Below are 24763 nucleotides of genomic sequence, written 5' to 3' on the forward strand. Positions count from 1 at the left end.
GATAAAGAGGCGAAATAATAATGGAGATACCAAATGTTTGAGTTAGCCGCAGAATTAAAAAGAGATTGTATTGAACTGGCTGATTGGCCGTTATGTAAAGTATTGTTGTTAAATGATAGCCAGTATCCGTGGTTTATTTTAGTACCAAGGAAAAATGGTTTAAAAGAGATAATTGATCTGTCTGAGCAAGACCAAATTGTTTTTATTAAAGAGTCCGCAATATTAAGTAAACTCATCCAAGAGGTCTTTAACCCTGATAAATTAAATGTTGCGGCTCTTGGTAATATGGTAGCGCAATTACATATTCATCATATAGCACGTTTTAAAACAGACGCAGTTTGGCCTGCGCCAGTTTGGGGAAAGCTACCAGTAAAACCTTATTCAAATGAACAAATTGGTGAGATTATTAATCAGTTTGCCGATATCTAATAAATTTCCCTCTCAGTAAAAGTAACTTAGAGAGGGAGTTGTTACTGTTTACTTTGATCTCTGATTATTTAATACCTAATACGTCAGTACCTTGTTCAAAAATAATATCAACGGGGATATTCGCCGCAGTTAATTTTTCTAGACTTGTTGCTAATTCAGCTTTAATTGTGCCTTGTTCTTTAACTAAAGTATCAACACCTTGATAGTCACCATTGCCTTGTAAAGTTAAAATAAGACGTGACAGTTTAGCCATTGCAGCACTCATTTGACTCATATTAACTTGATATAAGCCTTGTTTATTTTGACTAAATGCACCTTCTTGTTTAAAGAAGTTAAAGCGGATCATGTTAGCTTTACCATGGGCTGAACTTGCGCCGAATCGTACTGAGCGAAAGATACCTGCTAAGAAGGTTGTGTAATAATCTTCTAGCTTACCTTCTGTTATAGCTCCTTTTTCAAGTAATTGCGTTACCATATATAAACCTAGAATATCTGCTTTGCCTTCTTCAAGTGCCGAAGCATGCTCTTGTAGTGATTGACGAACTGTACCTTGACCTGTAAGTGTATTTTTAATACCTAATCCATCATTGTAATATGAAAAACTTTTTTGACTCACTTTGTTGTAGCGTAGATAGAATGAGGGTTTGTTCTTAAAAAAAGTGAGTCACTTGGTTTTGGAGAAAATCCCCCCCTAATGACTCACTATGTTTTTTCTTGGGAGACATTAAAAAGTTGTAACTTATCATTTGAGGGGCAGCTTAGGGATTTGACTGACTCACTAATTATGAGAGAGTCTTAATCATTGTGATGAATGCTGAGTGATGTCAGTTGGTATTGTTAACGGCATCATACAATAGTAAAAATAGAAATATTATCTCTAGTGACTCTTTAAAAAACTGCTCAATATCTTGGATACTCATGCTGCACCCTTGTATCAATCTATTCTAATAATGGGATTGTTTATTGGTGAACTCAGGATTAAGCTCCATTGGCTGGCTTACCGTTGTATCAACAATAGTAGATAGTGTTAGTAATTTGTCAGCGATTAAATTTATCTGCTCTTCAGTTGAATCTGGATTGTTTAGAAATTCTGTTAACTTATTATCGTAATGCTTGTATAGGGAAGCAAGTTGCTCATCTGTAGCTAGTGAAATTATTTGATTTAACTCATTATCTGGCATCATATTCATTTCTCCAAGTTGGCTTTAGTGGTTTGATAGATTCACGTTCTCCAGCCATCATTTCTTCAATTCTGTGAATTACGTGATTAACTGCTCGATGTAAATATGCTTCTGTTTCTGATTTTGCGTGGCAACGAGATATTTCAATAAGATAATTTAAGTATTTATGAACAATTTTAAAGTAATTGGGATAGGGCAGTGATAAGGCAGGCTGTGGATAGAGAAGCAGGTGCTCTATCTCATCTTTTAGTCTAGCGTTACCTGCTAATCTCAGCTTTTCTAATTCTGCGTTAATTACACTAATGTTTTGATGATTCTCTTTTGACGCAAGTATTCTACGATAAAGAATTTCGTCAGGTAGTTCTGCTGGTTCATCGTTCATCCGTTGTACTCAGTATCGTCATCCTCAGAGAACTCAATGATGAAACTTAGGATAACGATAATGTCAGCGATACAGTCTATTGTCATGTTGCGTTTAACAATATATGTTTCTTCAAAATCAACATCTTTGAGTTGTATGTTTATGAGTTGATTTAACATTGACTCGTAATGTTTGATAACTCGTTTGACAGATTCTTCATTAAAGTTCCAATCAGGCGTAATTAACTTGCCTCTAACGCAAGGTTGTAAACTAATATCTTCTAGCTCTAGGATTTTCTCTATATTGAAGTTTAGCTTGTTGATTATTTTACTTTTTTCTTTGGGCTTCAGGTTCATCGTATTACACCGTAGTTCTTTCTGCTTTTGCGGCAGCGAATGTTGCGGTAATTTGTTTCTGGTTGAACTCGCCAACAACTTTAAAAATGTTATCCATCACTTCTTCAAGTAACACCATATGTTTTTTCTTAAAGCAATCATCTAGTAGTTTAAATAAGAAATCATCATAACCTCTAAGGATTTCAGCCACTCGCTCATTCGTTAGAAGTTCATTCTTGTCCAATCGGATAATAGTTTTAGAGATTAAATGGTTGTGGCAACCTGTCGTTGCATCAGCAAGTTTTTTTAATTCGAAATTAACGAGAGTTAGAACTAAGTGGTTTTCTATTGAGATAAGCTGTTGTTTGTCTTTATCGTTGGTCATTTTATGCCCCATTTACACAGAAGAAATATAATATTGGATATATTTATAGCAGCTTAAATATTGAACACAACCACTTTTTGATTTAGTGGATTTTACCCACTAAATCAACAGGTAAACAAAATAATCAGAATCAAATACTTAGATTCTGGCCGATGAGTTTAATTTTTAAGATTATGCTGCACCTTCATCATTCTCATGCTTAATATGGCAAGTCATAACTAACTCGTACTGATTTTTTTACTCTGATAGGTTCAGGATTAACGTTGCTCAATCAATAGATATCTGACAAATGTTGCATTCCCTAGCTCTTAGTATTAATATCTTTGACAGGGAAAAATGCACCCTGTTAGCCGCCCATTGGCAAAGACCCCTTCAGGTCAGCATCATTATGAAAACATGATACTTTTAAACGTGAACTTCGTGTGTACGTTAGGCGGCTGCGTGTGCTAAATATACGAGAGCTTCATAATGAAAGTAAAAAACAAACGTTCAACCAATGACCACCTCACATTCCCGTCTGGTCGTACAATAAAGCGCTGTAAAGAAGACGCTAAAGAGCTACGAAAAGCATCTAAAGACACTGATAATTACATCAGTTATAACAATGCGTTAAATCTTATTTCCAATAAAAATGGATTGGATATGCTTTGGGATAAAGCTATCAATCATATCGTCTCATCTCAAAAGGAATACTCTGAACTTGAAGACCCATCCACTTTCAATTGGCTGATGGGGCAATTGAAAAACAAGCATAGCCATCATAAGAAAGCTGTACATCAACAATTCAAGCAAAACGGTAAGTTAACATTGCCAGATGGTGAGGGCGGATTTGTTGATGTTTCCCCTCACAAGCAAGATAAAAGCGGCTTATTAATTACAGAAGAAGTTGCTAGGTTGGTGGAAGCTGATATTGAGCAGCTAGGTGGGCTTGAAAATCTTAAGGGGTTTGATGATGGGAACGTACAACTGATTTACGAAAAACCTAATAGTACTAGCCATTTGGCTTATGAGTTTCATGTTCGAGCCGATGGTGTAATTCATTATTTCTGTCGCTGCCTTCCTTGGGCGGGGTATGAGGCAGAACTACACGCTAGGGGGTACGATATTACCAATGTAGGTCATGGAACACGCTCAGCAGACACTGCGTTGCATTGGACTGGATTTACGTTTTGGCATCGTATGCTAGAGCTTAGAGAGTGCTAGTATATTGATGTTGAAAATAGTGCAACCTAACAAAGGATTGCACTATTTAAAATCTGGTAAACAGCTCTTAAACTCCCTTTGCATAGCTGGTATTCTACCTTTCTGGTTGGTATCCCCTGACAGGATGATAATTAACATTCCTAGCATTACCGATAACCCGTTAGATGTTTTTAATAATTGTACAAGTAACGGTTGAGGGTAGCCTTTGCTGTGACGGCTAATAGCATGAATGCCTCCATGCACATAAGAGCTTAATGCTTTCCATGAATACTACTTAAACTCTTTGAGGGCATCCATTGCTTCTTCAGGTGCTTTACCATCAAGCTTAACCAACATTTCAGTTAACATTGGTAATTTATTTGCTCTGTGAGCGTTATCATCCGTCAGTTCAGCCATAAGCTTGGAAACCGCGACATCTGAAGCTGAATACAATAACCACATTGCCCTAACTAAAGCTTCATATTGCAGCCTCACTAATCCCGTTGCGGAGGTTAGGTTTCCTGTACTGATCAAGATTTTTGCACTTTCTGCATGTTCAAACGCAATACTGCATACGATATTGGCAGCTCTTATACGTTCAGAGTTATCAAATAGTCTTAAAGAAAATAAATTTAGTAATTTATTTTCAAGACTTAATGATTTAGATAAAAGTTGGTTTATTTCTTCATTAATCATACTAATGCTTGGATGCCATATTTGCGTTCACGCTTTTCGAAAGCGTAACTGCCACCTTCTAAAATATTGCAAATGCTGGCTCTAGTACCGAAATTATCAACTACGCTACCATCTTCAAGTGCGCCAGTTTCATAGCTTATTACCTCTCCCTCGTTATTGGCGACAATGATTTGCTCTGCGTCAGTGTTAACAACAAGGTTGGCGTTATGAGTAACAATAATTACTTGGCGATATTTCTTTATTTGACTAAACAAGGGAACCAACTGCTCCATAATAAAATTATTATCTAAGTCATCCTCTGGTTGGTCAAACACAAAAGGGCTACCGAAAGGGTCGGTCGCTAGCTTTAAGCAAACATAGAATGTACCTCGTTGTCCGACACTTAGTTTATCAACAGTTTTTCCTTTGTACTCAAAGTCGGCATTTACATATAGATAATTCTTAACGCTTTCAGGTGAAAATAGATAATTTAAAAGCTCAAACCTACCACCTTGGTTAAAGTACTCAGATTTCCAAAATAAATCTTCAATAGCGATTAATTTAGGCTCACCGTTTTCACTTACCTCGCCTTCACAGGTGATTTTTTGGATTCCTGCGATTAACTCAAAAAAGTCATTTATTGTGATTACACCAAATGTTTCTTGTAATCTTTGCATTGACGTTTTGTTTTGAGTGCTTCTGAATTTACCACGGTTAATGCAGTCCTCTAACCCCTGATAAAATCTATTCACATTAAATGTGATACTTCCGTTTATTTTAATATCAGACAACATGTTGTTAACCAACTGGTTTTGTTCCACATCCCAGTGTTCTTTTTGTTCTTTTAGACTCGTAAATGCATTGTCGATGCTGTCTTTTTGCTGATTTAGATAGGTACGGTAATTCAACACTAACTCTGACCGTCTTTTCACGTAATCATGATATTGAGAAGTTCTTTGGTCAACTTCAGTAAGTTTGGCGTTTGCGTTGTCGATGGCTAATTGCGACTCAGATACTTTGCTAAGCAAGGATGATATATCTTGATGGATTCCCTGTTCTTTAAAACTCGTAACGATAGCTACGTTATTTAAATCTAGCTGACTTATTTCTGCTTCTAAAGCCTTAATGTTTTCGGTTATTTTTTCTAAGGTAACAGCAACTTGAAGTAGTGGAACTTTATTCAAAGCTTCTTGTTTCATGTTGATTGTATTTAGGCTTTGGTTAATATCTGAAGTTGCCCTTTGAATTACAGCTTCTACTTCCCTGAACTCTGTTATTATTGTTCGTTTTTCATTTGCTGCTTTCAGGTTTTGCTGATATTGAGCAATTAGTTGTTTATTTTGAGGGTTTGTGAGGGTAGCCATTAGCTTGGTATGCATATCAATAATACCCTGCTGGTGTGTTGGCGTATTTATTCTATTGCCTTGAGGGTCTGAAGACTCCCAGTACTGCACAAAACTTCTATATTTCCCAATATTCTCAGTGATTTCACTTGAAGTAACAGGGTCAAATGCAACATAGCGAATCCCTAGCATCCGTTTGATTTCATCACTTAATTCACTTGGCTCTTTGCTAAACTTTTGAATGTCGCCTTGAGATACATGTAAATATGAGTAAGTGTCGTCTTTGGCGTTGAATGTTAACTCTGTACCATCTCCTTGGTCTAAAGTAATACTTAAGCTTTTAACATTCACATCTCTTGCGTTATGTGATTTGGAATTGTGATTGAACAATGAGTGCATTGCGTCAAGAAATAAGCTTTTTCCCGTACCTCTACCACCAATAATAGCAACCATATTTGGATTTAAAGGTATTGTTTGCTGCTCAAATTTGATAGCTTGGGCTGGAAATATTTCACCACCAAGTTCTATAGACTTAAACCGAGGCTTCATAAATATATTCTCAACGAAGTTATCGGTTTGTTGAACTCGTGAATCAGGCTCTATAAGTGTTTGCCTTAAACCTTCAAATGTTGGCTTGGCTTTTACCCAAGTGTAGTTCTCACCTATACCAAAACTTCCGTTTTTTGCGTTACCCAAGCCATTTAAACTGTGGGCATCTGAACAAGCAAAAACGGGCTTTTCTGTTGCTCCATCAAATCTAGCCAAATTCTTAAGGAAGAAATTCCTGTCCTCAGCCCTCGCTAAAATTATTTGTCCTTGCTTCTCAATTTCTTTTGCCAAGGCTGTGGAGCGACCTTCTTTCATATTTGGTCTAAAACCACCGTACCCGTTAGGGCAAACTGCAATTAAATAATCAATCCCGAATCTTAAGTTTTCATTTAAGTGTTTAAGTAATAACTTGAAATCAACCACAGCATCAGAAATCTGTATGCCAGAGTTCTCTATTGAACTCTTGGAGCAATAAATGGTTTTGTCGTTATCTGTGGTATTGAAAATTGGAAAGGTGGATAGAACAGTGTTTATTTTTTGAGTTGATAGCTTATCAGAGAATAAGCAATGAATATTAATCCACTCGCCATCTTTATTTTGTTGATTGATACGAAATTCAACATTTCCTAAAGCTGTCGTTGCAGCATTTTTATTAGCAATTGATTGTCTAATTGCCTCAAGCTCTCCATCAGCAAAGTAGAAATAGTTAGTCACCCCAATCAAAGATAATTTTTCTTCGATTATTTTGTCCACATATTCATCAATAGTAGCGCCATTAAACTGACCGTTTTGGTGAGTAAAAGGTGAATGAATATGCAAATCCCACTTGTTCCAGACTGAACCAATCATTTACTGCTCCTTGTGTAACATACCCATATGATTCATATAGGGTCTATACTTAGCTATCTATATCGTTGATTGGCTCAGTATTTAATTGAGCCAATATTCTGTTTTTGGTAAGAGTTCTAAGTTATTGAATCCCTAGTACTGATTTTCCCTGATTAAAGGTAATATCCACTGGGATTTTAGCTTTTGTTAGTCTATTTAAGTCATCAGCTAACTGTTTTTTAATAACACCACTTTCTGAAAATAGTTTTCCAACACCTTTATAATCGCCATTACCTTGTAGTGTTAATATCAGTGTTGATAAAGAAGACATCGCATCACGCATTTTTTCCATGTTGACACTATACAGGCCATTATTGTCACGATTGAAAGCACCTTTTGCCTCAAAGTAATTAAACCTAATCATGTTGGCTTTACCGTGAGCACTTGATGCACCAAAGCGAACTGAGCGGAAAATACCAGCTAGAAATGTGGTGTAGTAGTCTTTCAGCTTACCCTCAGTTAATACACCTTTATCAAGTAACTGTGTCACCATATATAATCCAAGAATATCTGCCTTACCTTCTTCTAGGGCAGAAGCATATTCTTTCAATGCCTTACTGACAGTTGTATCACTATTAATAACTGACTTTATGCCCAAACCATGGGCGACTTCATGAAACATAGTGTTCGTGAAGAACGCATCAAAAGTTACATTATTTCGAGATTCAGGAGATATCAATTGCTCAGAAATCGGGGCTAGAATATGGTCGAATTTTGCTTTCATTGCATTTTTTAATTGTAAGCGTCTTGTGCCTTTCTTTAATTGCACCTCTTCATCATTTGGTAGATTAATGGCAATAGTTTTTCCACCTGCATTTGAATGACCCGCATAGTAAATAACATCATAGGCATTAATATCCGCACTTGAGCCTGACATTTTTGGCTTGTATTGTTCCGCAACAGGTAAGCCTTTCTGTAATTCAGGTAGGTAAGCTGCAAATTTTGCAAGTTTTTCGCTCCATTCTAAATCCTTAACTAACACGTATGATTCAAATGCAGCACGATACCCAAAAAGTTGGTCTTCATATGTTTCAATCGGACCGATAACAACATCAATTTGGTTTGTTTTCATATCCATCCATGCAAAATCTGATGGTTGGTAGTTGTCTGAAAGCAAAGCATCTGCTCGTAAGTTCAAATACTCAGAAAACTCTTTATTCTCTGCTAGTTTTGACGCTTTTCTTAGCAGAGCTGATGCTCTTTTTAATTCATCATTATAAGCTTCAGAGTAGGGGATTGTTATTAGTTTACCTTCTTTGCTGCGGCTAACGATGGTATACAAACTGTTACCTTTCAAATTTGCCGATTCATAGTCATTTTTAGTCATATCAGCAGGGTAAAACTCAGCTCCATGACGTTTGTTTTCTATATTCGTTAAAAATGGTGCATCACCAGCGAGTCGATCCCAAGAACCGTAGTTGATTTCAGCAAATTTACGGACATCTGAATCATCTATTTTACTGAGAAATTCATCTTTGTTATTTCCGAAAGCTTGCTTCCAAAAAAGGTCATCCATTATTTTTGATGCATCGATCAGAACCGCTAGCATCTGTCGCTGGTTGTCTGTCAGTGAAGTCAAATCAGTCTTTAAGTCAACAGGATGATAAATATTTAGCCTTTCTCTATCACCTATGAATTGTATGCTGCTCTTGATCGTGTCTACTTCTGTGTTGTCAGAACACCCTGATAATAAGCTTGCAGTAATAATGGCAAGGACTGTCATTTTTTGTTTTAGTTTATATTTCGACATTATTTTCTCTTGTGTTTATATTTAACATTTTTATTGCACAACCAGTAAATTTAACGGTTATGTCATCAGTTCAGCAAAATTTAGTGAAAATTCTTGCTCTAAGTAATTTACCGTTTCAGGTTGAGCGTCTAAAGATGCTCGAATTAATTGAGAAGTAAATATCCCACTCTTGGGTTTCCATCTCGCGGTGTTCCTGTTCTCAGTGATAAGCCAGTCAACTAATGCCACGTACTCTGATTTGTCACCATCATTTGAGTTTTCTTTTATGTTTGGGCAGACCAATCTTTGTTGCAATAGTGGGATGTTGTTAATCAACACTTCCCGAACTGGTTTAGCCTTATGCGTGATTTTTCCAATACCAACATAACCGTGGCCTTTTAAATATGCCGCAATAAAGTCACCCTCTTCAAATCCAAGCATTGCATCACGAAATCTTGGCGCTTGCCCTGCGGAAATGAAACCTAGATTTACATAGTCATCCCAGTTCCGATGCGCCCCCTCTCCAACGTTGTAGTAATACAAGCTGTTCTTGTAATCAAACCCAGATAACTTTTTGTGGAACGTATCGTGTTGGCGAAATTTGTCAGCATAATGACCCGAAGAAATATTTGTTAGTTGTTTTCCTAACTTCCAAAGAAGAGTTTTTTCTACAAGCAAGGCATCATGCTCCGATAAATCTCTCGCTACAACACGAATAATTGGCTCTAACCCTTCCTTAATAATTGATTTGATTCTTTTTGACTTGTCACTGTCTGAGTCTTCATATAGATGCGCTTCTTTTCGAGAACCTTTACCTTTCCCGTAATAAAACTCTTCAAAGTTTCTGGGGTCAATATAGACGTAAACGTAATAATTATTATTCATAAAACCTCAAACGTTGGCGGTTATCTTTTTATTCAAATTTGCTTATCTATGGCAACTTAATTAATTTGATTAAGATTTAGCCACACATTTGAATTGTATTTCTGTCTTTGGAAAGTTACCAAAAATATAAGGCGGTTTAGCGTCTATCGTTTCAACAACCTCAACGTGTTTACCTGTCAATTGGCACTGCTGATAAGCTTCTTTCATCGCTTCCGCCTTTAGTGTACCCATGCCAGAGAAACCTGTGGCTGCTTGTCTTGATACCATGTATGTATCATTACCCATTGGTATGATGCCTGAGTTTTGAGCGCAGCCTGATAAAACAATGACACATGCTAACAATTTGAATTTCACGAATTTATATCCTTATGTTTAGATGAATTACCATCCATTTACGGTTTGTTGTGATGACACAAAATCAAATGTTTCAGTTGGTTAACTAATTATGCCATAAATTATATTGGATTCTGACTTTACTTGTTTATTAATTGAAATGTTCCAAGCTTCCATTCTGCTGTGCCATTTTTTATGTTTCAAAAACTGTTGCCATGTTAATTCAAGAATTGCATTGACCTTATAGGAATCATTGAAAATAACAATTAAAAGGTAGTCAAATAATTGCTCTGGTTCTTCATCTGAATCTTTGTGAGGTAAACCATAAAATACACCTGTTAAGTTGCCTGTAACTGATTTTATGGCGTATTTTTTTCCACTGTTGCTAACTGCATCTATACTTTTCGTGCTGGTGGGGGCATCAATTAGGTTTTCTAGTCCGTTAGTTTTTGAAAAGTGGTCAATAGCAAACCTTTCACCTAAATCACCAACAACATTTTTTGTTCGAATTATTTTTCTGTTTTTTAACTCAGATACTAACTCACCATACAAGGTGATTAACTCTGAGTTGTTAAATTTATCGAGTTCATTAATTTTCATTTAATAACCACTCACCTGAAGATTCTCCGCTGGCAGAATATTCAACGGTGCCAGTTTTAATGTTTTTGTCTTTATAGCTTGCTTGTCTTTTTTGCATTAGATAATAGTTATTCTGAGGTGCGTTGCAGTGTAGGCAAGCATTACAGTATGGGAATTTGGGTGCGTTTCCTTTTAGGTTGTCGAACTTTGCAATGGCATTAACCCCTAAATCATTCAACTCGCTGTTGTCTATGATATCTGTAATTTTCTCAAGAACCGTTGATGCATTAGGTACGGTTTTGGCCGTTTCATCGAACCAGTCGATGCCATACCCATACACTTGCTTATTAGGTTTGTGGCAACTCCAGCATTTATCTTCAATATACTCAATGCGATACATCCAAGGTTCTTCATTCCACTTAAGGCTACCAAACAACATCCTTTTGACAAAAGAGCTTAGTTGAATGCTAAACTGTTTGATGTATGGGTCTTTACCAACGACAGGCTTGTCAATTAAGAAAAAAGGGGTTTCTTGGTTTTGATGGATATAATTGGAATCGAAAACGTTCCTTGATGCAAACCAAGCGCATCTAACTTTTGACTCCTTGTATCGTTTTTGCCTTCTTAGTGTTTCTGCTTTTGTTTGTCGAGATAGTTGAATTTCAAACGCGATATTGGCATTACCCTTAGAGCAGAATACATCAGCAATCCATTCTTCCCCTGTCGAACTTACCCCTTGCCATTCTGTTTTAACGTCCCACCCTGATTGCTTTGCAGCTTTAGCAACTACCCCTTTAATGTAAATGTGTTCTTGGCTTTCGGCCTCTGACAGGCATCCATCTTTCACCGCATGGGAGAAAAAATAGTTGCCTAGCTTGCTGGTTTTTGGGGTGGCCTTTGAGTTGCAACATGGCATTAATAACTCAAGGCTTTTATGGTTTAGTTTTAGTACTTCCCATGATGCATGGTCATATTCAAAAGCTAAAATATCAAGTTTTCCATTACGTGCTCTGATCGGCATTTATTTCTCCTGATTCCTTGTGAATATGCTTTACGCTGCACCTGGATAGTTTTCATCTTTAATACGCCCAGTCATGAATTCATCTTGAGCTTCTTTTGCACGTTCAAAGGCATTGATAGCTTCAGGAGTAACGTTTACTCCCTCAAGAGATGTTGGTAGGGTAGTAGCTAATAATTCAAATATGACATTCTCCGACTGAAGCCGATGGACTGTAGTTACATAAAGTTTTGTCGTTGCCAAATTTTGATGACCGAGTTGATATTGTAACCAACTATGGATGTCAGGAGAATTTGCATCTGTTATCTCAATTCCTTTTTCTTTACCCCAGCGATATAACAGTTGAGTTGCTCCCGTATGCCTTAGTGTATGGGGTGTTACTTCGAAATCAAGAGCATCACTTGCTTTTTTGAATGCGTCTTGTAATTCACGCATAGACACTGGAGTTCCATTTTTATTTAACCAAGTGAATTTGGAGCTGGAATCCCGATTTTGTTTCTTTGCGTTTTTCTTCGTTATGTATTTTTCCAGATATAATTCTTGTCGTTTTTGATACAGTGGTTCTAAATATTCATTAAATATCATTTTCATTGTTGAAACATGCACCATGCAGTTTGAAGGTGATTGTCCCTTTTTAATGTAGTTAAAGCGCTGGTACAGCGCTTTACTCTGTTTTAATTGAGCATATCGTTTCCAATGCTTGTTACTTTTAGTTATTCCGTTGGGAAATTGCATTACACCACCGATACGCAAGAATGTTTGCATCATTGTAGCCGCCATAACTGCGTAAACGGGGTCAACTTTGTATAAATATGCATACAACTGAAACCATTGCTCCATGCTGATAATTGAGTTTCTATAATCATCTCGCTTAACACAATACCTATCAGGAACAGCGGTCTCTATTTCTGTGTTCCGTACATTTTTTCTAGTGTGAGAAAGAAAATCATCATCCTTATCAGTACGTTGTTGAATAAGTGTCTTTTCAGGGAACACCATATTGTGGTTGACTCCTTCAATAGTGAGAAATTCATAAAACAACCTCCAGCTTCCCGCATAAATCTTTAAGCTTTCACCAGCCCATTCATAGTCATCGTGTAAAGATGTAATTATTTGTGATACTAATTCAAAGGTTGCTTCCCTGTAATCAATCGGGGAGTTATTGCCATGTTCATCTTCATTTTCTTCAAAAATGTTAATTAAGTAGGCGACATGATGGGCGATGTTTTTAATTGTTATCGGGGTTGCACTTCTTAGTTCAGCACGTAATAGAGTTCGATAATGGTATCGACAAATTAAGAAATCCAACAAGTGAGTTTGAACCTCACCGCCTTTATAGTAGGGAATTGGTACATCACCGTCTTTTGTATGATTGAATATTATTTTTCTCATACGCTTAGCCCTGAGTTAATTTTTTCGAATGCAAAACCACGGTCTAATATTTCTTGGGTTTGTCCAGCCTTTACTATCAAAATAGCTTTGGTTTTAGCTCTTGTAATTGCAGTGTATAGCCAGCTTCGCTCAACCAGTTTTGAGTTTTCAACAACAATAATGGCAGTCTCAAATTCACTACCTTGTGCTGAGTGACATGTTATTGCATAAGCATGTTGTAGGTAATACTCACCTTTGTTGACATCTTTTATATCAACTGTTTCCAAGGCTTTAAGCCCTTCCAGCTCAAAATCAATAACAAGGTCAGCAAATTCTGGCGTATAACTTTGTTGTAAAATTGTCTCGCCACTGACAATTCGACCAGTGGAGCCATTAACCAAACCTAATTGTTCATCATTTCTTTTGTATATAACTTCATCGTTTACCCTGAATTCTGGAGCTGCTTTAATAACTGTATCCCGCTTACGTAATAGCTTATGGAGCATAATATTGCTTTCTGCAACAGTCTTTTTTCTTGCAGCAATAACGTAAACGTTCCCATTTTTCGTCATGTTGTTAATGTACGTATCACGCACAATATCCAATACATTTTGATTGTCATGATATTCAATGATTTCAACTTCGTGGTTGCAGGTGAATAGTTCGCCTTTCTTGATTTTTTCTGATACATCCACAATACCGCCTTTGCTTCGGTAGTTATGTTTTAGCTCAACTAATGATATTTTATTTGAATTCCGAAGCGTATGAAAAACCAAGCCAATGCCGATTGGTGCTAGTTGCGCCCAATCCCCTATAAATACCAACCTAATAGGTTTTCTTTCAAAGGCTTTTAGTACACGGTACATGGTTTGTAAATCAACCATACTGGCTTCATCAATATGGAAAACTGGAATATCGTAATCATCAAGAAATGCCTTATCCCTAGCCATTTTATTTAGCAATGTTGCAATGGTGAAAGCATCGTCATCAGTTTGTTGTATTAACCTTTGTGCAGCTTTACCAGCCAGCGCAACCTGTAAAACATGCTGTCCAGCAGCTTTAATTATATGATTAACAGCGTAAAGCACTGATGTTTTACCTGTGCCAGCTCCACCGCTAATTACGGATACCGTACTTGTCAAAACAGTTCTTAGAGCTAATTGCTGGTCTTTATTGAGGTGATGACCAGATGGTAGTTGATAAGCAGAAATTTCATCATCTGATACGTTAATATTTTCAATATGCTGCTCAATCCTGAGTCGTAGCTGCTCCTGAACGTATTGCTCCATAATGGCAACACCAGCTAGAGCGTAGGTTTGGTTGTATAAATGCTTATGGGGTGATTCCTCTTGCATCTCTCTTGCCCAAGAGCCAACAGGGTTCAATTCTGAATGTTTTATTATAATTCTCGGTGGCGAAATGCTTGCTGCGTTATTTGCTGCGATAATGCCCTTGATTGATAATTTTGAACCTACCAGCTTTTTAAGCTCTTCTTGGAATTCGAGAGGGTAAACTTGTGTGCTACCATCTTTTAGCTTTCGGTAAATTGATTCTTCTACGGCACAAATTAACCTTCTTTCATCGTCATCGGGGATATTCATGGCGCTCGCAAATGTTTCTGCATGTTTGAATGTTGAGAATGCCCACAACCGAAAAGGGTCGTCATTTAACTTTGCAACAGTTTCATCTTTATAGAACCCGTAAGCCTTTAGTGCTGCCTGTTTAATATGTTTTCTGTCGATAACTTTGGCATTACTTAATACTCCTTCAATAAATGAAATAAGTTCTGCTTTACCGCTTTGTTGGTGCCACTGGTTTACAATTACCGTTGCAGATGCGCGAGAAATCCGATCAATAGCGCACAGGGCATCAATATCTCTATGTTCGAGCTTTTCCACCAGATCATTTGGGAACGCTCTAAGAACGCGATCAGCGATTGATTTGCCAATACCAGACCCTTGCATCAAAAAATCCGCAATCAAATCATAGGTTACATGTGTGTGTGTGATTTGTTCTGCGTGAAATTGCTCACCAAATTCGTGATGTACAACAAGAGCGCCATCAATGGTTACATGCTCACCAATTTCCACCCTTTGGTCTGCATCATCGAGTAACACTCGAAAAGATGTACCCACTGTTTTGAGCCTAAAAATCTGACGTTTTTCAGAATTAAAAACAAGTTTGGTAACTGTTCCCGTTGCTTGTCGCATCAGTGAGCACCTGCTACTTTTAACCCTGCAATGCTAGAACTCTGCATGGCCTTGTCTCTTGCCTTGTATTGTTCTAATTCAATCTGGAGGGCATGATTTTCAGATTCGAGCCGTTTCCGTTCTTCACGTTCACCAACCAATTGCTCCCGAACCTCCTTAACTTGCTGGCGAAGCTTAGAAATAGCGGCAGATGTCATTGTCTCTTGCATTTCATCAAGAGCTGTTTCGGATGCATAACAAATAGTTTTTACTTCGTTTTTTACAATCATCAAATCAATGTCTATCAATTTTTCTTTGACGGTGGCGTTGCGAGAGAAAAATGTTGGAGCTGACTTTATATCTTCTATTGGTTGGTCTAGGAAAAACGACCAGATTTTTTTGTGGTACAACCGTTTTTTGTTGTTAACAGGCCATTCGTAGCCATCATTCGCTAATCGTTCATTAATAAAGCATAAGAATCGAGATACATTTTCGTCACCAATCTGCTTGTTTGTTTTTGGGTCATTTATAATTACGTTCAATTGGCGCAATTTAAATTCAGCAGCTTCGATGTCAGATTTAAAAGACTGTCTTAAGTTGTCAGGTTTGACCCTTAAACCTACAGCAATAGCCAGTTTTGAGCGGTCTATTCTTGATTTTTTCTTGTCTAGCCAGCCAGCAGCATCGGAACCAGAAAGCTCAAGGATGCTATTAAGAATATCTTGCAGCTTTAAGCGTCTTAACTTACCAAGTGCCTGTTTTCCGATAGTTCCAGCGTCATATTCTGATTGCATTGCTTGTCTATCCATGTCTCACGACCATAATTTCGTCAAAGTCTTCAAATACATCAACAGGTTCGAGGTTATTGAATTTATCCTGCAAGTCTTCATCTGATAGTCGTTTGTCAGGTGGGCGCTTGTTATTTCGCTCCATTAGCACGACATAGGGGGTGTCAAAAAAGACAGCGCAAACCTTAATATCAATTTGATGTTTGTGTTTGTATATCAAACTAAACCATCTGGTTCGGTCAGATTTGGTTAGGTTTGTTGCATCAACAACAAGGGTATGCATATCGTTATAATAATTTGATTGCTTAGACCAATACGACTTACCAGAACATGGAGCACCAACCAATACGTAAACTCTTGTTGGTAGCTTGCGCTTTAAAAATTCCTCAAATTCATGCCGAGCTGTTCGCCAAGCTGCATCTCGGATATTTGGATTAGTATATGAATAATTTCCATCTTTATATAAATGAGCATCAGGAGATACTACTCTTGGCTCGGAGGTTATGGAAAACTGATTTTTTTGGTTGTTTTGAGACTGTAAGTTTGAGTGTGCAATATCAACAGCAAGATAATTCTGTGCTTGTAGCTTGTCGTTTGCTATTTTTAGTCGATTTTTCAAGCCTGATATTTCTTTCCTGCTAGCTCTAAATTGTACATGTGCCTCATCTCTTTCGGTTTCCATTGTCTCTTTGGCAACGATGGCTAACCCAAGCTCAGATTGGGTGGTACTATCTTTAAACGTTTTTCTGAATTTAACAATGTCGTCTTTAACAGAATGATACCTTTTGTTTATCGCTTCATCTTTCAATCTCGCTGTGTGCAAGTATGAATTGCTAACGTTAGCTTTTTCGCAAACCTTTCTGATTGAGCATTCGTTAAGGTTGCCCAAAGCTGATGCTCTAGCTTTCAATCGTTCAAATGCATCTCGAAGTGCTGTAATTTTCTCATCGTGAGTTCGGGTATCTCGTTTCTTTTTGGTGTCTATTTTAGTCAAAATAACCATCCCCACGTTCATCAGCATAAATATCTTTCAGGATTGAACCGTAGTTTTTAACAAATAGCTCAGCTTCGTTTTTTATATCAACGGATTGATGACCAATGCCTTTAAGGTATTTGATATAATAATCAAAAGTACCAAGTAAATCACGACTCCAAGCTTCACCAAATAGTGCGTCTGAGCATTCCTTTCCGATACAATGCGCTGGATTGGGTAAGGTTGCTAGAGCATCGGTTATTTCTTTGTTGATTCCGCTCTCTTTGCGTTTTTCACGATTTGGGAGCTTGGCGCATGGGGTGTCTGAGCTATCGCTGCAACTTCTTATACAAGCCACGGACATCGGTGTTTTAAGAGCGTAAATTTGATTTTCTTTAATTCGGGATAGTAGCATTTCTTTGATGCGGCCTTTGAGTTCAATTTGCATATCCATTTCTGTTACTGATTTATTTTCAAATTCAACCCTTAAGTCTTTTTCTATATGTTCGGCACCGATAAGCATTTGTTTCCCTTTAGTTCCTGAAAGTTTTCCAGAAACCATTCCTTGAGCCATGTCTTCCGCTAAGGACTCCTGAGAATTGGTTATGTTTTTGTTTCGTTCAGCGATAACAACAGGATTATGTGAAAGGTAGGCATCAGGCATTAAAGCATTGCTATGTCCAAATAGCTTTTTTAAAATCAAAATTGCGGCTGCACTATTTGCACCAATATATCCTGCTAAAGTTGCCCGAATGCAGTGTGCAGTAGCTTCGTCTTCATTTTGCGAAATAGTTTTAAGTGAAATATTGTAGCGGCTAGCAAAATTTTGTATAAGTCGGTTAAATGGCTCTCCTGTATTCATTTTTCGCTTTTCACTTGATTTGTCTGAAGATTTTGTATTGTTTTTTTGAAATAATACACTACCTGAACGGTCGATTTTACTAAGTTCAGCAAGTTGAACTGCTTTTTTTGTTTGTGGTGGCACTGGAACTACGTAATTTTGTAGGTGTGTTTTTTTTATGTCGGTAATAAGATAATTTAGTAAGTTGTGCCTCTTTGATGGCTGGCAGCAACCTTTTTCAAGGTTTCGCATGTCAACATTCCGAAGCCCTGTAGTTAAGAGGATTATCCAAGCCGCAGCACCTTGAGATAATTGCTCGAATTCCGAATACCATCCCTGAGTTATCATGCCTGTATGGTTTGTTTTACTTTCGACTAATCTTAGCGGTAGTATCGACTCAAGTTTTCTTTTATATTTTTTCTGAATAATAGAGCCTACATTCAAATTAACTTTTCTTCCCTTTTTAGGTGGGTTCTCTTTGTGAAACTCTTCTATTTCATCAAATACATCAACAATAGTATCAAAATATTCATCAATAAATGGAAGTGCGTTTTTAACGATTGAACTGACGACTTCAAATTTCAGAGGGGCGTATGATTTTGTCGTAACATCTAAACCATGAATCTTTTTTATCTGTTTAACCCATGCTTGGCAGGACAAACTTTGCTCTTGCCAAGGTGTTGAAATGCCAGATACCAAAAAACTTGAATTAGGGAAAAAATCAATTGGAATTGTTGAAAACCGATTTAAACAACTATATGTGGAAACGGAAAGCCCACTATTTTTAGCTATGGTTGACTGAGCAACCAATTGGATATCGTAACTAGATAACTGAGAAAGCCCGTTGAATGGCTGATTCCGCTCAGCAATTAAAATGGATTTAGGCTGTAAGGTATCAAAAAAAGCGTTGATGAATCCCGATATTTCTTTTTGAATAGTTGAAACTGCAAGGTTTGATATTTGAAGTTTGTTATAAGCAGCTACTTTGCAAGCAATAAGTAATGGATATGCAGACTCGTCTTTTAGCCAGTCATTCCATTTGAAATTGTACTCATCTGTCCCAAAAACATCCCACACGCCATCTGAAAAATTTGAAGTTGCAGATATGCTGCTCATGTTTGAGTCTTTATAATGTTCAGCCAGCGCATCAATGCAATCCCATTGTTTTTTCCCTAAGTTCCTAGTTGAATCTTTGTTGTCTGTAATATTTATAATTTGATTCATTAGATACCTCCAGTTTGCAATATTGGTGGTAGGAGTGGCGTTTCGTTTTGCATAGCGTTATTAGCTTGTTCATACGCTAGCTCTACCAGTTCGACACCGTTTTGATGGCGTATTCTAAATTTATCTATTGTGTCGCGAGCGATATACAGTCTATCCTCAAGTGTAACTTTAAAGATTTCGGGGTCACTGCTTTGTTTGTTTTCATATTGCATAATACGATAGCAAATTGCAGGTAGATGCTCAGAATAAACCTCGCTTCGCTCACAGCCAAGGCACATATCGTATTTTCTACAACTAACTGCTATTGGTAGTTCATGAGATGGATTGCTTGGGTCTGAACAATCACACAAATAGACTTTATGAGTATCTGAGGAGCGTTCACCATCTTCTTTAATCTTTCCCTGAAAGGTCAATGCTTTTTCAAGTAAATCGCTTGTAAGTGCTACAATAGCACTGTTGATTACTAGATTTCCTACGCCACTTTTTAAAATATAACTAAACAAAGTAGTATCAAACTGACTGTGATTTAGGGCATCTTTAAGTTTTGCTATTAACTCATCTGCATTTTTAACATCCTTTAATAGCCTGAGTAGCTTATGACCAGCGAATACTTTTCGTATACGTCTAGTTTCAATTGATTTAAGGGAAGCTCCACTATCATCTACAATGTTGTAGTTAAGAGCGAATGCTGTCAGTTTTCTATGTAAATCAGAAATATTGAAGAAAAATGTTCTGTCTGCATTACGATTGCTATCTAAAAACTTCAGGTAGTTATAAAGCGGGCTATTAATTTTTACAGGTGTGCTTATGAATTTGCTAGAGCCGTATCCTTTTGCTTTCTTCCCAACTAAAACAATGGATTTATCTCGTGATGGAGTCTTGCTGGTGACACCAAGTTCAACATCAAATATATCATACCAAAGCTTATCATTTACCCGAACTCTCCAATCTAAAACTGTTTCTAAATTCAAGCCTGTTGTAATTAATGTATATAACAAGATAGCTAGCTCGTGATGGTCTGATTGCAGTGACAATATACTCGCGTACTTAACCTTACTCTCTGTTTTACCTCCAGTAATAGCCCAGCCAAGAGAGTAAAGAAAATCCATAAAACTATCTAGATGGTTGTATTTGTTTTTCCTACTACACGCGGTTCTCAGTCTTGCCATAAAATAATTAAGGTCACTTGAATACGGTGTATGTCTTATTCCATTCCTTTCGTTCCTAATGTAAATGTATATATTTTTTAATAGTTTTTCGTGACCTTCATTACCAGATTCAAGTAATTCAAATATTTTTTTATTTGACATTTTTACATTGTTAAGTGGGATAAAGTCATCTCCAAGCCCTATCTCTGAAGACTTTTCAAGAGCATTGAAATGTCGTTGCGCTTGCTCTATTTCATAAAAGGCATACGCAAGTATTTGTATTAATTCTTTGTCACTATAGTCATATTCTTCTTTTAATTTATCTAAATCAACTTTAGATAAATCTCTCACTGAAGTTGTTTTTTCCTTCAGTTTTATAGCTGTTAAGTTGCGTTTCGACAATGTTGGATGTAAATCTACGAGCGTTTTAAAATGAGATTTGTATGTTTTTGCTGTGTTTGTAGTCAACGTGCTCAACCAGCGGCTTACATGCTCCATTGACAACTTATCAGCAGAGGTTGGTGGTGACTCAAGTGTAGAAAGGAAACCGAACAGGCTATTTATTGTACTGTGGATTTTTCCTAAAGTTGATTTAGATATATCCGCTAGTGACATCTTTTTTATTGTAAGCTGAGCAAACGTTGTTGCTATTTCATATCCAACCAATTCCTTTCCATCTCTAACCATTAAGAAAGCATCCTTTTTCCCAGTGCTATATTTAGCTGCACGAAAGTATGACTTTCTTGGATATCGTGAATCGGTTACTTCATCAGTACTTTTGGGTTCTTCAAAGAAAAGACGTACTGAGTGATATAGTGAATCTGTATAATGCTTATATTTAGGCAAGCCATTTACATCAACCACTGGTAATGTAGCAACTTTGCTATCAGGTATAGATAATTTTATTTTAGTTTTCTTAGACTTTGCCATACACAAATCCTTTTTATGTGAGTCGTTACTGAATTGTCGCTCTTTGAAGTGTAGTGCTATGGTGAGAGGGTGGCAAATTTTTTTTGAAAAAAAGTGAGTCGTTTTGTAAATTTACGTATTTTGAGCAACCTCGTGGAACATAGTATTTGTAAAAAATGCATTAAACGTAATGTTTTTGCGTTGCTCAGGGACTATCAGTTGATGTGCAATCGGAACTAAAATTTTATCAAACTTTGCCTGCATGGCATTTTTAAGCTGTAAGCGCCGAGTCCCTTTTTTTAGTTGAACTTCTTCATCATTTGGCAGATTGATTGCAATTGTTTTACCGCCCGCATTTGAATGACCTGCATAATAAATTACGTCATAGGCATTTAAATCGGCATCAGAACCTGGGACTTCTTGTTTATATTTTTGCTCTACTGGTAAGCCCTTTTGTAGTTCTGGTAAATAAGCTGCGTATTTAGCCAGTTTTTCACTCCAGGCTAAATCCTTTACAAGCACATAAGCTTCAAAAGCAGCACGATAGCCAAATAATTGATCTTCATAATTTTCAATCGGCCCAATAACAACGTCAATTGGATTATTCTTCATATCCATCCAAGCAAAATCCGAAGCTTGGTAATCATCTGTTAATAAGGCTTGGGCTCTTAGGTTGAGGTAGTTAGCAAACTCTTTGTCGTCGGCCAAAGTTGATGCTTGTTTTAATAAATCAGCTGCCTCTGATAATTGTTTTGCATAAACTTTTGAATAAGGAGATGAATATAAAGCACCTTTATCATTACGACGTACAATAGAGTATAATCCTTGTTTATCATCTAACTGAGACTTGTTAAGTTCATCTTTTGTGATGTCAGAAGGGTAAAAATGTGCACCCAAAGATTTTTCTTCATAGCCAGTTAAAAAAACTTTATCTCCATTTAATCGATCCCAAGGTCCATAATTTACATCTGCAAATTGTTTTACTTTTTCGTCGGATATTTTAGATAAAAATTCAGCTTTACCTTCACCAAATGCTTGAAGCCAAAAAAGGTCATCCATTATTTTAGCTGCTTCTATGAGCTTAACTAGCATTTTAGTTTGATTTTTAGAAAGAGATGATAAATCAGCTTTTAACGCTACAGAAGTATAAATATCTAACCTGCTTTTAGGCATTGAAATTAATTCAGCTGTTGTTGTTTTAACTGTTTCTATCGTTTTTGTCGTTTGTTCATTTTTTGGTTGATTACATGCTGTGAGCATTGTTGTACTACAAAATATAAGTGCTAGACTAATTTTATTCAATTTCATGAAGAGGTTCGCTTATTGATTTTTATAAGGCATCTAGAGTAATAGCGAAGTGAGAAGCTGTAAAGTTACTAAAATAAAAAAAGATATAATTTTTCTTAACTTTATCGACAACTTAGTCAATACTTTAGATTGATAATAAAAATTGCCTTCCCTAGTGTATGGGATATCAAAAGGAAATGGATTTATGTCTACAGAAAATGCATTACTTACGATTTTAATAGAAAAAATAAATAACGATACCCTCGTTTTACCAACATTACCTGCAATTGCAGTTAAAGTGAGGGAAGCTGCTGACGATCCGGATGTTAACTTAATGGAAATGGCTGAGGTGATAGGGCAAGATCCTGCTTTAGCTGCCAGAATGATCAAAATTTCTAATAGTGCTTTTTTAGGCAGAACGATTAAAGTTTCTACTTTAAACCAGGCTGTAACGCGTATTGGTTTAAGGCAAATTAAAAACATAGCAACTGCGATGGCAATGGAGCAATTATTTGTTTCACAAAATGATTTGGTAAAAAGTTACTTAGATAAATCATGGCAAAAAACGTTAGAAGTTGCATCAAGTGCAATTGCCTTACTGCAAATTTACATTAAAAGTAATAAACATACCTCTCTTAATATAGATACAATTACTTTGGCTGCGCTTGTTTATAATATTGGTGTATTGCCTATATTGACTGAAGCAGAGCGCCATCCTGAAGTTTTTGCAAACCCGGCTTTTCTCGCTTTGGCTATAAAAAAATTGGGTGGGAAAATAGGTGGTTCAATAATGCGAGCTTGGGGTTTCACCGAGAACTTTGTTGAGGTTGCGGAGAGTTGGTCAAATCCTAATTATCATCCGACAAATCCTTGTTATGTAGACTTTATTCGAATAGGTGCAATTGAAGAGGGTGTACTTAAAGTTGCTGATAAAGATAGCTTATTAGAAAATTATGTAGAAAAAGGCATGTTAACATCACTTGATATGTTAACTAGTGATGACTATTTAACCGTAAGACATGATGTGAAGTCTGTTTTTGCATGATGACTTTATTATGCAAATTTATTTTAAAGTTGTTTGGTTAGTTTGATATAAGCCAATATTCAGTACAGTATTAAATATTGGCTATAAACGGCTTAAAGTCGAATAGTGTTATGCTAATTATTCCGCTTCAGCATCACCTAAACTTGTTAATAAATCTTCAAGCATTAGTTTTAGCTCTTCACTGGCTAAAATGAAATCGGCATCCAGTTTTACAACCATATCTTCTTTTGGTATATCTGCATTTTCATCTTTTAATACTTCAGAATAGTTTATGCGTTTAATGCTGCCATCTTCAGCTAGCATAAATTTTATGCGTTCATTCCAGTCTAAAGCAAGTTTAGTAACTTGCTTCCCATTCTCTAGATGTTTTTGTACTTCATCAGATGAAAGGTCGTGTTGCTTTAATTTTACTTGTGCACCATTTTCATCTGCTTCTTGTAAGTCGGCATCTTGACCAATTGCAAAGCCTTCAGGGGGTGACATATTGGTTAACCAGTCAGTTAAAAATAAGCCTAAATCAAAATTAACAAAAGCAGGAACAACTGGCAGGCTACCTAAAGACTTACGTAACAAAGCAAGTAATTCTTCTGCTTTATTAAAACTACCAGAATTTACAACTAACCAGCCTTTTTCTAAATCTATAAACGCAAATTGTAAATTTGATTTCTTAAATGCTTGAGGCAATAAGCTATGTAATAAATTTTCTTTTATTTCATCTTTTTCTTTCTTTTTAACTGGGCGGTTTTCATCTATTTCAATTTGTTCTACTTTTTCAGCGACAAGTTCATTTACAACAGCAGCAGGTAATACTTTTTCTTCTCGTTTAGCACAGACTAATATTGATTTTTGTGAAAAGTGAGAAAGCATTTGACCATGTTTTCCAAGTGCTTTTGTCCAACCAAATGTACTTAGGTCTTGGCTGCCGCAGGGGCGAAAAATATCTTGTTCTAATGCTTTTTCAAATTCGTCTTGTTGGTATGAAATTTCTTGCTTAAATTTGTAACAAATAAGGTTACTAAACCACATAAATACTTTCCTAATATTAAATACCAATCGGGTATAGGGCATCATAACAAGTTTGCTAATGACAAATAAAGGGATTAAATAATCGCTGTA

General features: G+C 36.6%; 20 protein-coding genes and 3 pseudogenes. 3 read left to right on the forward strand and 20 right to left on the reverse strand.

The genetic code is table 11. The features are described 5' to 3' along the window. Positions 1-33 precede the first annotated feature (33 nt). Positions 34-429, forward strand: coding sequence for an HIT domain-containing protein (locus tag BM088_RS07500; protein ID WP_091982394.1), 396 nt, complete (start codon positions 34-36; stop codon positions 427-429). A gap of 64 nt (positions 430-493) precedes the next feature. Here the strand turns inward: BM088_RS07500 and BM088_RS07505 are convergent. The 5 genes and pseudogenes from BM088_RS07505 to BM088_RS07525 all read right to left on the reverse strand — a co-directional run. Beyond that, positions 494-1012 (reverse strand): annotated as a pseudogene (locus tag BM088_RS07505) (dipeptidyl-peptidase 3 family protein); the annotation flags it as partial. Positions 1013-1373: 361 nt separating this feature from the next. After that, entirely contained in the window at positions 1374-1613 is a 240-nt protein-coding gene (locus BM088_RS07510; RefSeq protein WP_091982396.1) for a hypothetical protein, read from the reverse strand. Next, a complete protein-coding gene (locus BM088_RS07515) occupies positions 1600-1992 on the reverse strand; it encodes a hypothetical protein (protein ID WP_091982397.1) in 393 nt (130 codons plus the stop codon). Before BM088_RS07515 ends, BM088_RS07510 begins: the two co-directional genes overlap by 14 nt. Then, complete coding sequence (locus tag BM088_RS07520; protein WP_091982399.1) at positions 1989-2327, reverse strand: hypothetical protein; 339 nt, start codon at positions 2325-2327, stop codon at positions 1989-1991. The genes BM088_RS07515 and BM088_RS07520 overlap by 4 nt, the downstream gene beginning before the upstream one ends. A gap of 4 nt (positions 2328-2331) precedes the next feature. Next, the gene (locus tag BM088_RS07525; protein WP_091982401.1) at positions 2332-2691 is read right to left on the reverse strand and encodes a hypothetical protein; all 360 of its coding nucleotides are present in this window, start codon (positions 2689-2691) and stop codon (positions 2332-2334) included. Positions 2692-3159: 468 nt separating this feature from the next. Between BM088_RS07525 and BM088_RS07530 the strand changes: the two genes are divergently transcribed. Beyond that, complete coding sequence (locus BM088_RS07530) at positions 3160-3894, forward strand: hypothetical protein (protein ID WP_091982402.1); 735 nt, start codon at positions 3160-3162, stop codon at positions 3892-3894. Positions 3895-3936: 42 nt separating this feature from the next. On the opposite strand, the pseudogene BM088_RS28090 reads toward BM088_RS07530, so the two are convergent. The 14 genes and pseudogenes from BM088_RS28090 to BM088_RS07600 form a co-directional block, all read right to left on the reverse strand. Then, positions 3937-4569, reverse strand: a pseudogene (locus BM088_RS28090) (DUF6988 family protein). Next, positions 4566-7289: a TrlF family AAA-like ATPase gene (locus BM088_RS07540; RefSeq protein ID WP_091982404.1), complete on the reverse strand. Its 2724-nt coding sequence runs from the start codon at positions 7287-7289 to the stop codon at positions 4566-4568. The pseudogene BM088_RS28090 and the gene BM088_RS07540 overlap by 4 nt, the downstream one beginning before the upstream one ends. Positions 7290-7410: 121 nt before the next feature. Beyond that, entirely contained in the window at positions 7411-9078 is a 1668-nt protein-coding gene (locus BM088_RS07545) for a dipeptidyl-peptidase 3 family protein (protein WP_425439282.1), read from the reverse strand. A 57-nt stretch (positions 9079-9135) separates the two neighbouring features. Beyond that, positions 9136-9942 carry a GIY-YIG nuclease family protein gene (locus tag BM088_RS07550; protein ID WP_091982405.1) on the reverse strand — a complete coding sequence of 269 codons (807 nt, stop codon included), beginning with the start codon at positions 9940-9942 and terminating at the stop codon, positions 9136-9138. Positions 9943-10011: 69 nt separating this feature from the next. Then, positions 10012-10296 (reverse strand): hypothetical protein, encoded by a 285-nt coding sequence (locus BM088_RS07555; RefSeq protein WP_245763778.1) that lies wholly within the window; start codon positions 10294-10296, stop codon positions 10012-10014. A gap of 81 nt (positions 10297-10377) precedes the next feature. Further along, the gene (locus tag BM088_RS07560) at positions 10378-10875 is read right to left on the reverse strand and encodes a hypothetical protein (protein WP_091982407.1); all 498 of its coding nucleotides are present in this window, start codon (positions 10873-10875) and stop codon (positions 10378-10380) included. After that, positions 10865-11875, reverse strand: a complete 1011-nt coding sequence (locus BM088_RS07565) for a competence protein CoiA family protein (RefSeq protein WP_091982408.1) — start codon at positions 11873-11875, stop codon at positions 10865-10867. The genes BM088_RS07560 and BM088_RS07565 overlap by 11 nt, the downstream gene beginning before the upstream one ends. A 30-nt stretch (positions 11876-11905) precedes the next feature. Beyond that, positions 11906-13264 carry a site-specific integrase gene (locus BM088_RS07570; protein WP_091982411.1) on the reverse strand — a complete coding sequence of 453 codons (1359 nt, stop codon included), beginning with the start codon at positions 13262-13264 and terminating at the stop codon, positions 11906-11908. After that, a complete protein-coding gene (locus BM088_RS07575; protein WP_091982413.1) occupies positions 13261-15453 on the reverse strand; it encodes an ATP-dependent DNA helicase in 2193 nt (730 codons plus the stop codon). Before BM088_RS07575 ends, BM088_RS07570 begins: the two co-directional genes overlap by 4 nt. Next, positions 15453-16241: a hypothetical protein gene (locus BM088_RS07580; RefSeq protein ID WP_091982415.1), complete on the reverse strand. Its 789-nt coding sequence runs from the start codon at positions 16239-16241 to the stop codon at positions 15453-15455. The genes BM088_RS07575 and BM088_RS07580 overlap by 1 nt, the downstream gene beginning before the upstream one ends. After that, positions 16234-17214 (reverse strand): ATP-binding protein, encoded by a 981-nt coding sequence (locus BM088_RS07585; RefSeq protein ID WP_177207979.1) that lies wholly within the window; start codon positions 17212-17214, stop codon positions 16234-16236. Before BM088_RS07585 ends, BM088_RS07580 begins: the two co-directional genes overlap by 8 nt. Next, the gene (locus BM088_RS07590) at positions 17207-19258 is read right to left on the reverse strand and encodes a site-specific integrase (RefSeq protein WP_091982418.1); all 2052 of its coding nucleotides are present in this window, start codon (positions 19256-19258) and stop codon (positions 17207-17209) included. The genes BM088_RS07585 and BM088_RS07590 overlap by 8 nt, the downstream gene beginning before the upstream one ends. Next, complete coding sequence (locus BM088_RS07595) at positions 19258-21336, reverse strand: hypothetical protein (protein WP_091982419.1); 2079 nt, start codon at positions 21334-21336, stop codon at positions 19258-19260. The genes BM088_RS07590 and BM088_RS07595 overlap by 1 nt, the downstream gene beginning before the upstream one ends. Positions 21337-21459: 123 nt before the next feature. Continuing rightward, a pseudogene (locus BM088_RS07600) lies at positions 21460-22497 on the reverse strand (dipeptidyl-peptidase 3 family protein); the annotation flags it as partial. A 310-nt stretch (positions 22498-22807) separates the two neighbouring features. On the opposite strand from BM088_RS07600, the gene BM088_RS07605 reads away from it, so the two are divergent. Beyond that, on the forward strand, positions 22808-23647 hold the full coding sequence (locus BM088_RS07605) for an HDOD domain-containing protein (protein ID WP_091982423.1): 840 nt from the start codon (positions 22808-22810) through the stop codon (positions 23645-23647). Positions 23648-23764: 117 nt separating this feature from the next. Here BM088_RS07605 and rdgC read toward each other — a convergent pair whose 3' ends face one another. Continuing rightward, positions 23765-24673 carry a recombination-associated protein RdgC gene (rdgC, locus tag BM088_RS07610; RefSeq protein ID WP_091982424.1) on the reverse strand — a complete coding sequence of 303 codons (909 nt, stop codon included), beginning with the start codon at positions 24671-24673 and terminating at the stop codon, positions 23765-23767. Positions 24674-24763 lie beyond the last annotated feature (90 nt).

It is taken from the genome of Pseudoalteromonas denitrificans DSM 6059, from assembly GCF_900112265.1.
In the GTDB taxonomy this organism is placed as follows: Bacteria; Pseudomonadota; Gammaproteobacteria; order Enterobacterales; family Alteromonadaceae; genus Pseudoalteromonas; species Pseudoalteromonas denitrificans.

Bases quoted from the DNA above. Each gene is read 5' to 3' on its own strand.
- BM088_RS07500 (WP_091982394.1), top strand. From the start codon at position 34: ATGTTTGAGTTAGCCGCAGAATTAAAAAGAGATTGTATTGAACTGGCT.
- BM088_RS07510 (WP_091982396.1), bottom strand. From the start codon at position 1,613: ATGATGCCAGATAATGAGTTAAATCAAATAATTTCACTAGCTACAGAT.
- BM088_RS07515 (WP_091982397.1), bottom strand. From the start codon at position 1,992: ATGAACGATGAACCAGCAGAACTACCTGACGAAATTCTTTATCGTAGA.
- BM088_RS07520 (WP_091982399.1), bottom strand. From the start codon at position 2,327: ATGAACCTGAAGCCCAAAGAAAAAAGTAAAATAATCAACAAGCTAAAC.
- BM088_RS07525 (WP_091982401.1), bottom strand. From the start codon at position 2,691: ATGACCAACGATAAAGACAAACAACAGCTTATCTCAATAGAAAACCAC.
- BM088_RS07530 (WP_091982402.1), top strand. From the start codon at position 3,160: ATGAAAGTAAAAAACAAACGTTCAACCAATGACCACCTCACATTCCCG.
- BM088_RS07540 (WP_091982404.1), bottom strand. From the start codon at position 7,289: ATGATTGGTTCAGTCTGGAACAAGTGGGATTTGCATATTCATTCACCT.
- BM088_RS07545 (WP_425439282.1), bottom strand. From the start codon at position 9,078: ATGTCGAAATATAAACTAAAACAAAAAATGACAGTCCTTGCCATTATT.
- BM088_RS07550 (WP_091982405.1), bottom strand. From the start codon at position 9,942: ATGAATAATAATTATTACGTTTACGTCTATATTGACCCCAGAAACTTT.
- BM088_RS07560 (WP_091982407.1), bottom strand. From the start codon at position 10,875: ATGAAAATTAATGAACTCGATAAATTTAACAACTCAGAGTTAATCACC.
- BM088_RS07565 (WP_091982408.1), bottom strand. From the start codon at position 11,875: ATGCCGATCAGAGCACGTAATGGAAAACTTGATATTTTAGCTTTTGAA.
- BM088_RS07570 (WP_091982411.1), bottom strand. From the start codon at position 13,264: ATGAGAAAAATAATATTCAATCATACAAAAGACGGTGATGTACCAATT.
- BM088_RS07575 (WP_091982413.1), bottom strand. From the start codon at position 15,453: ATGCGACAAGCAACGGGAACAGTTACCAAACTTGTTTTTAATTCTGAA.
- BM088_RS07580 (WP_091982415.1), bottom strand. From the start codon at position 16,241: ATGGATAGACAAGCAATGCAATCAGAATATGACGCTGGAACTATCGGA.
- BM088_RS07590 (WP_091982418.1), bottom strand. From the start codon at position 19,258: ATGAATCAAATTATAAATATTACAGACAACAAAGATTCAACTAGGAAC.
- BM088_RS07595 (WP_091982419.1), bottom strand. From the start codon at position 21,336: ATGGCAAAGTCTAAGAAAACTAAAATAAAATTATCTATACCTGATAGC.
- BM088_RS07605 (WP_091982423.1), top strand. From the start codon at position 22,808: ATGTCTACAGAAAATGCATTACTTACGATTTTAATAGAAAAAATAAAT.
- rdgC (WP_091982424.1), bottom strand. From the start codon at position 24,673: ATGTGGTTTAGTAACCTTATTTGTTACAAATTTAAGCAAGAAATTTCA.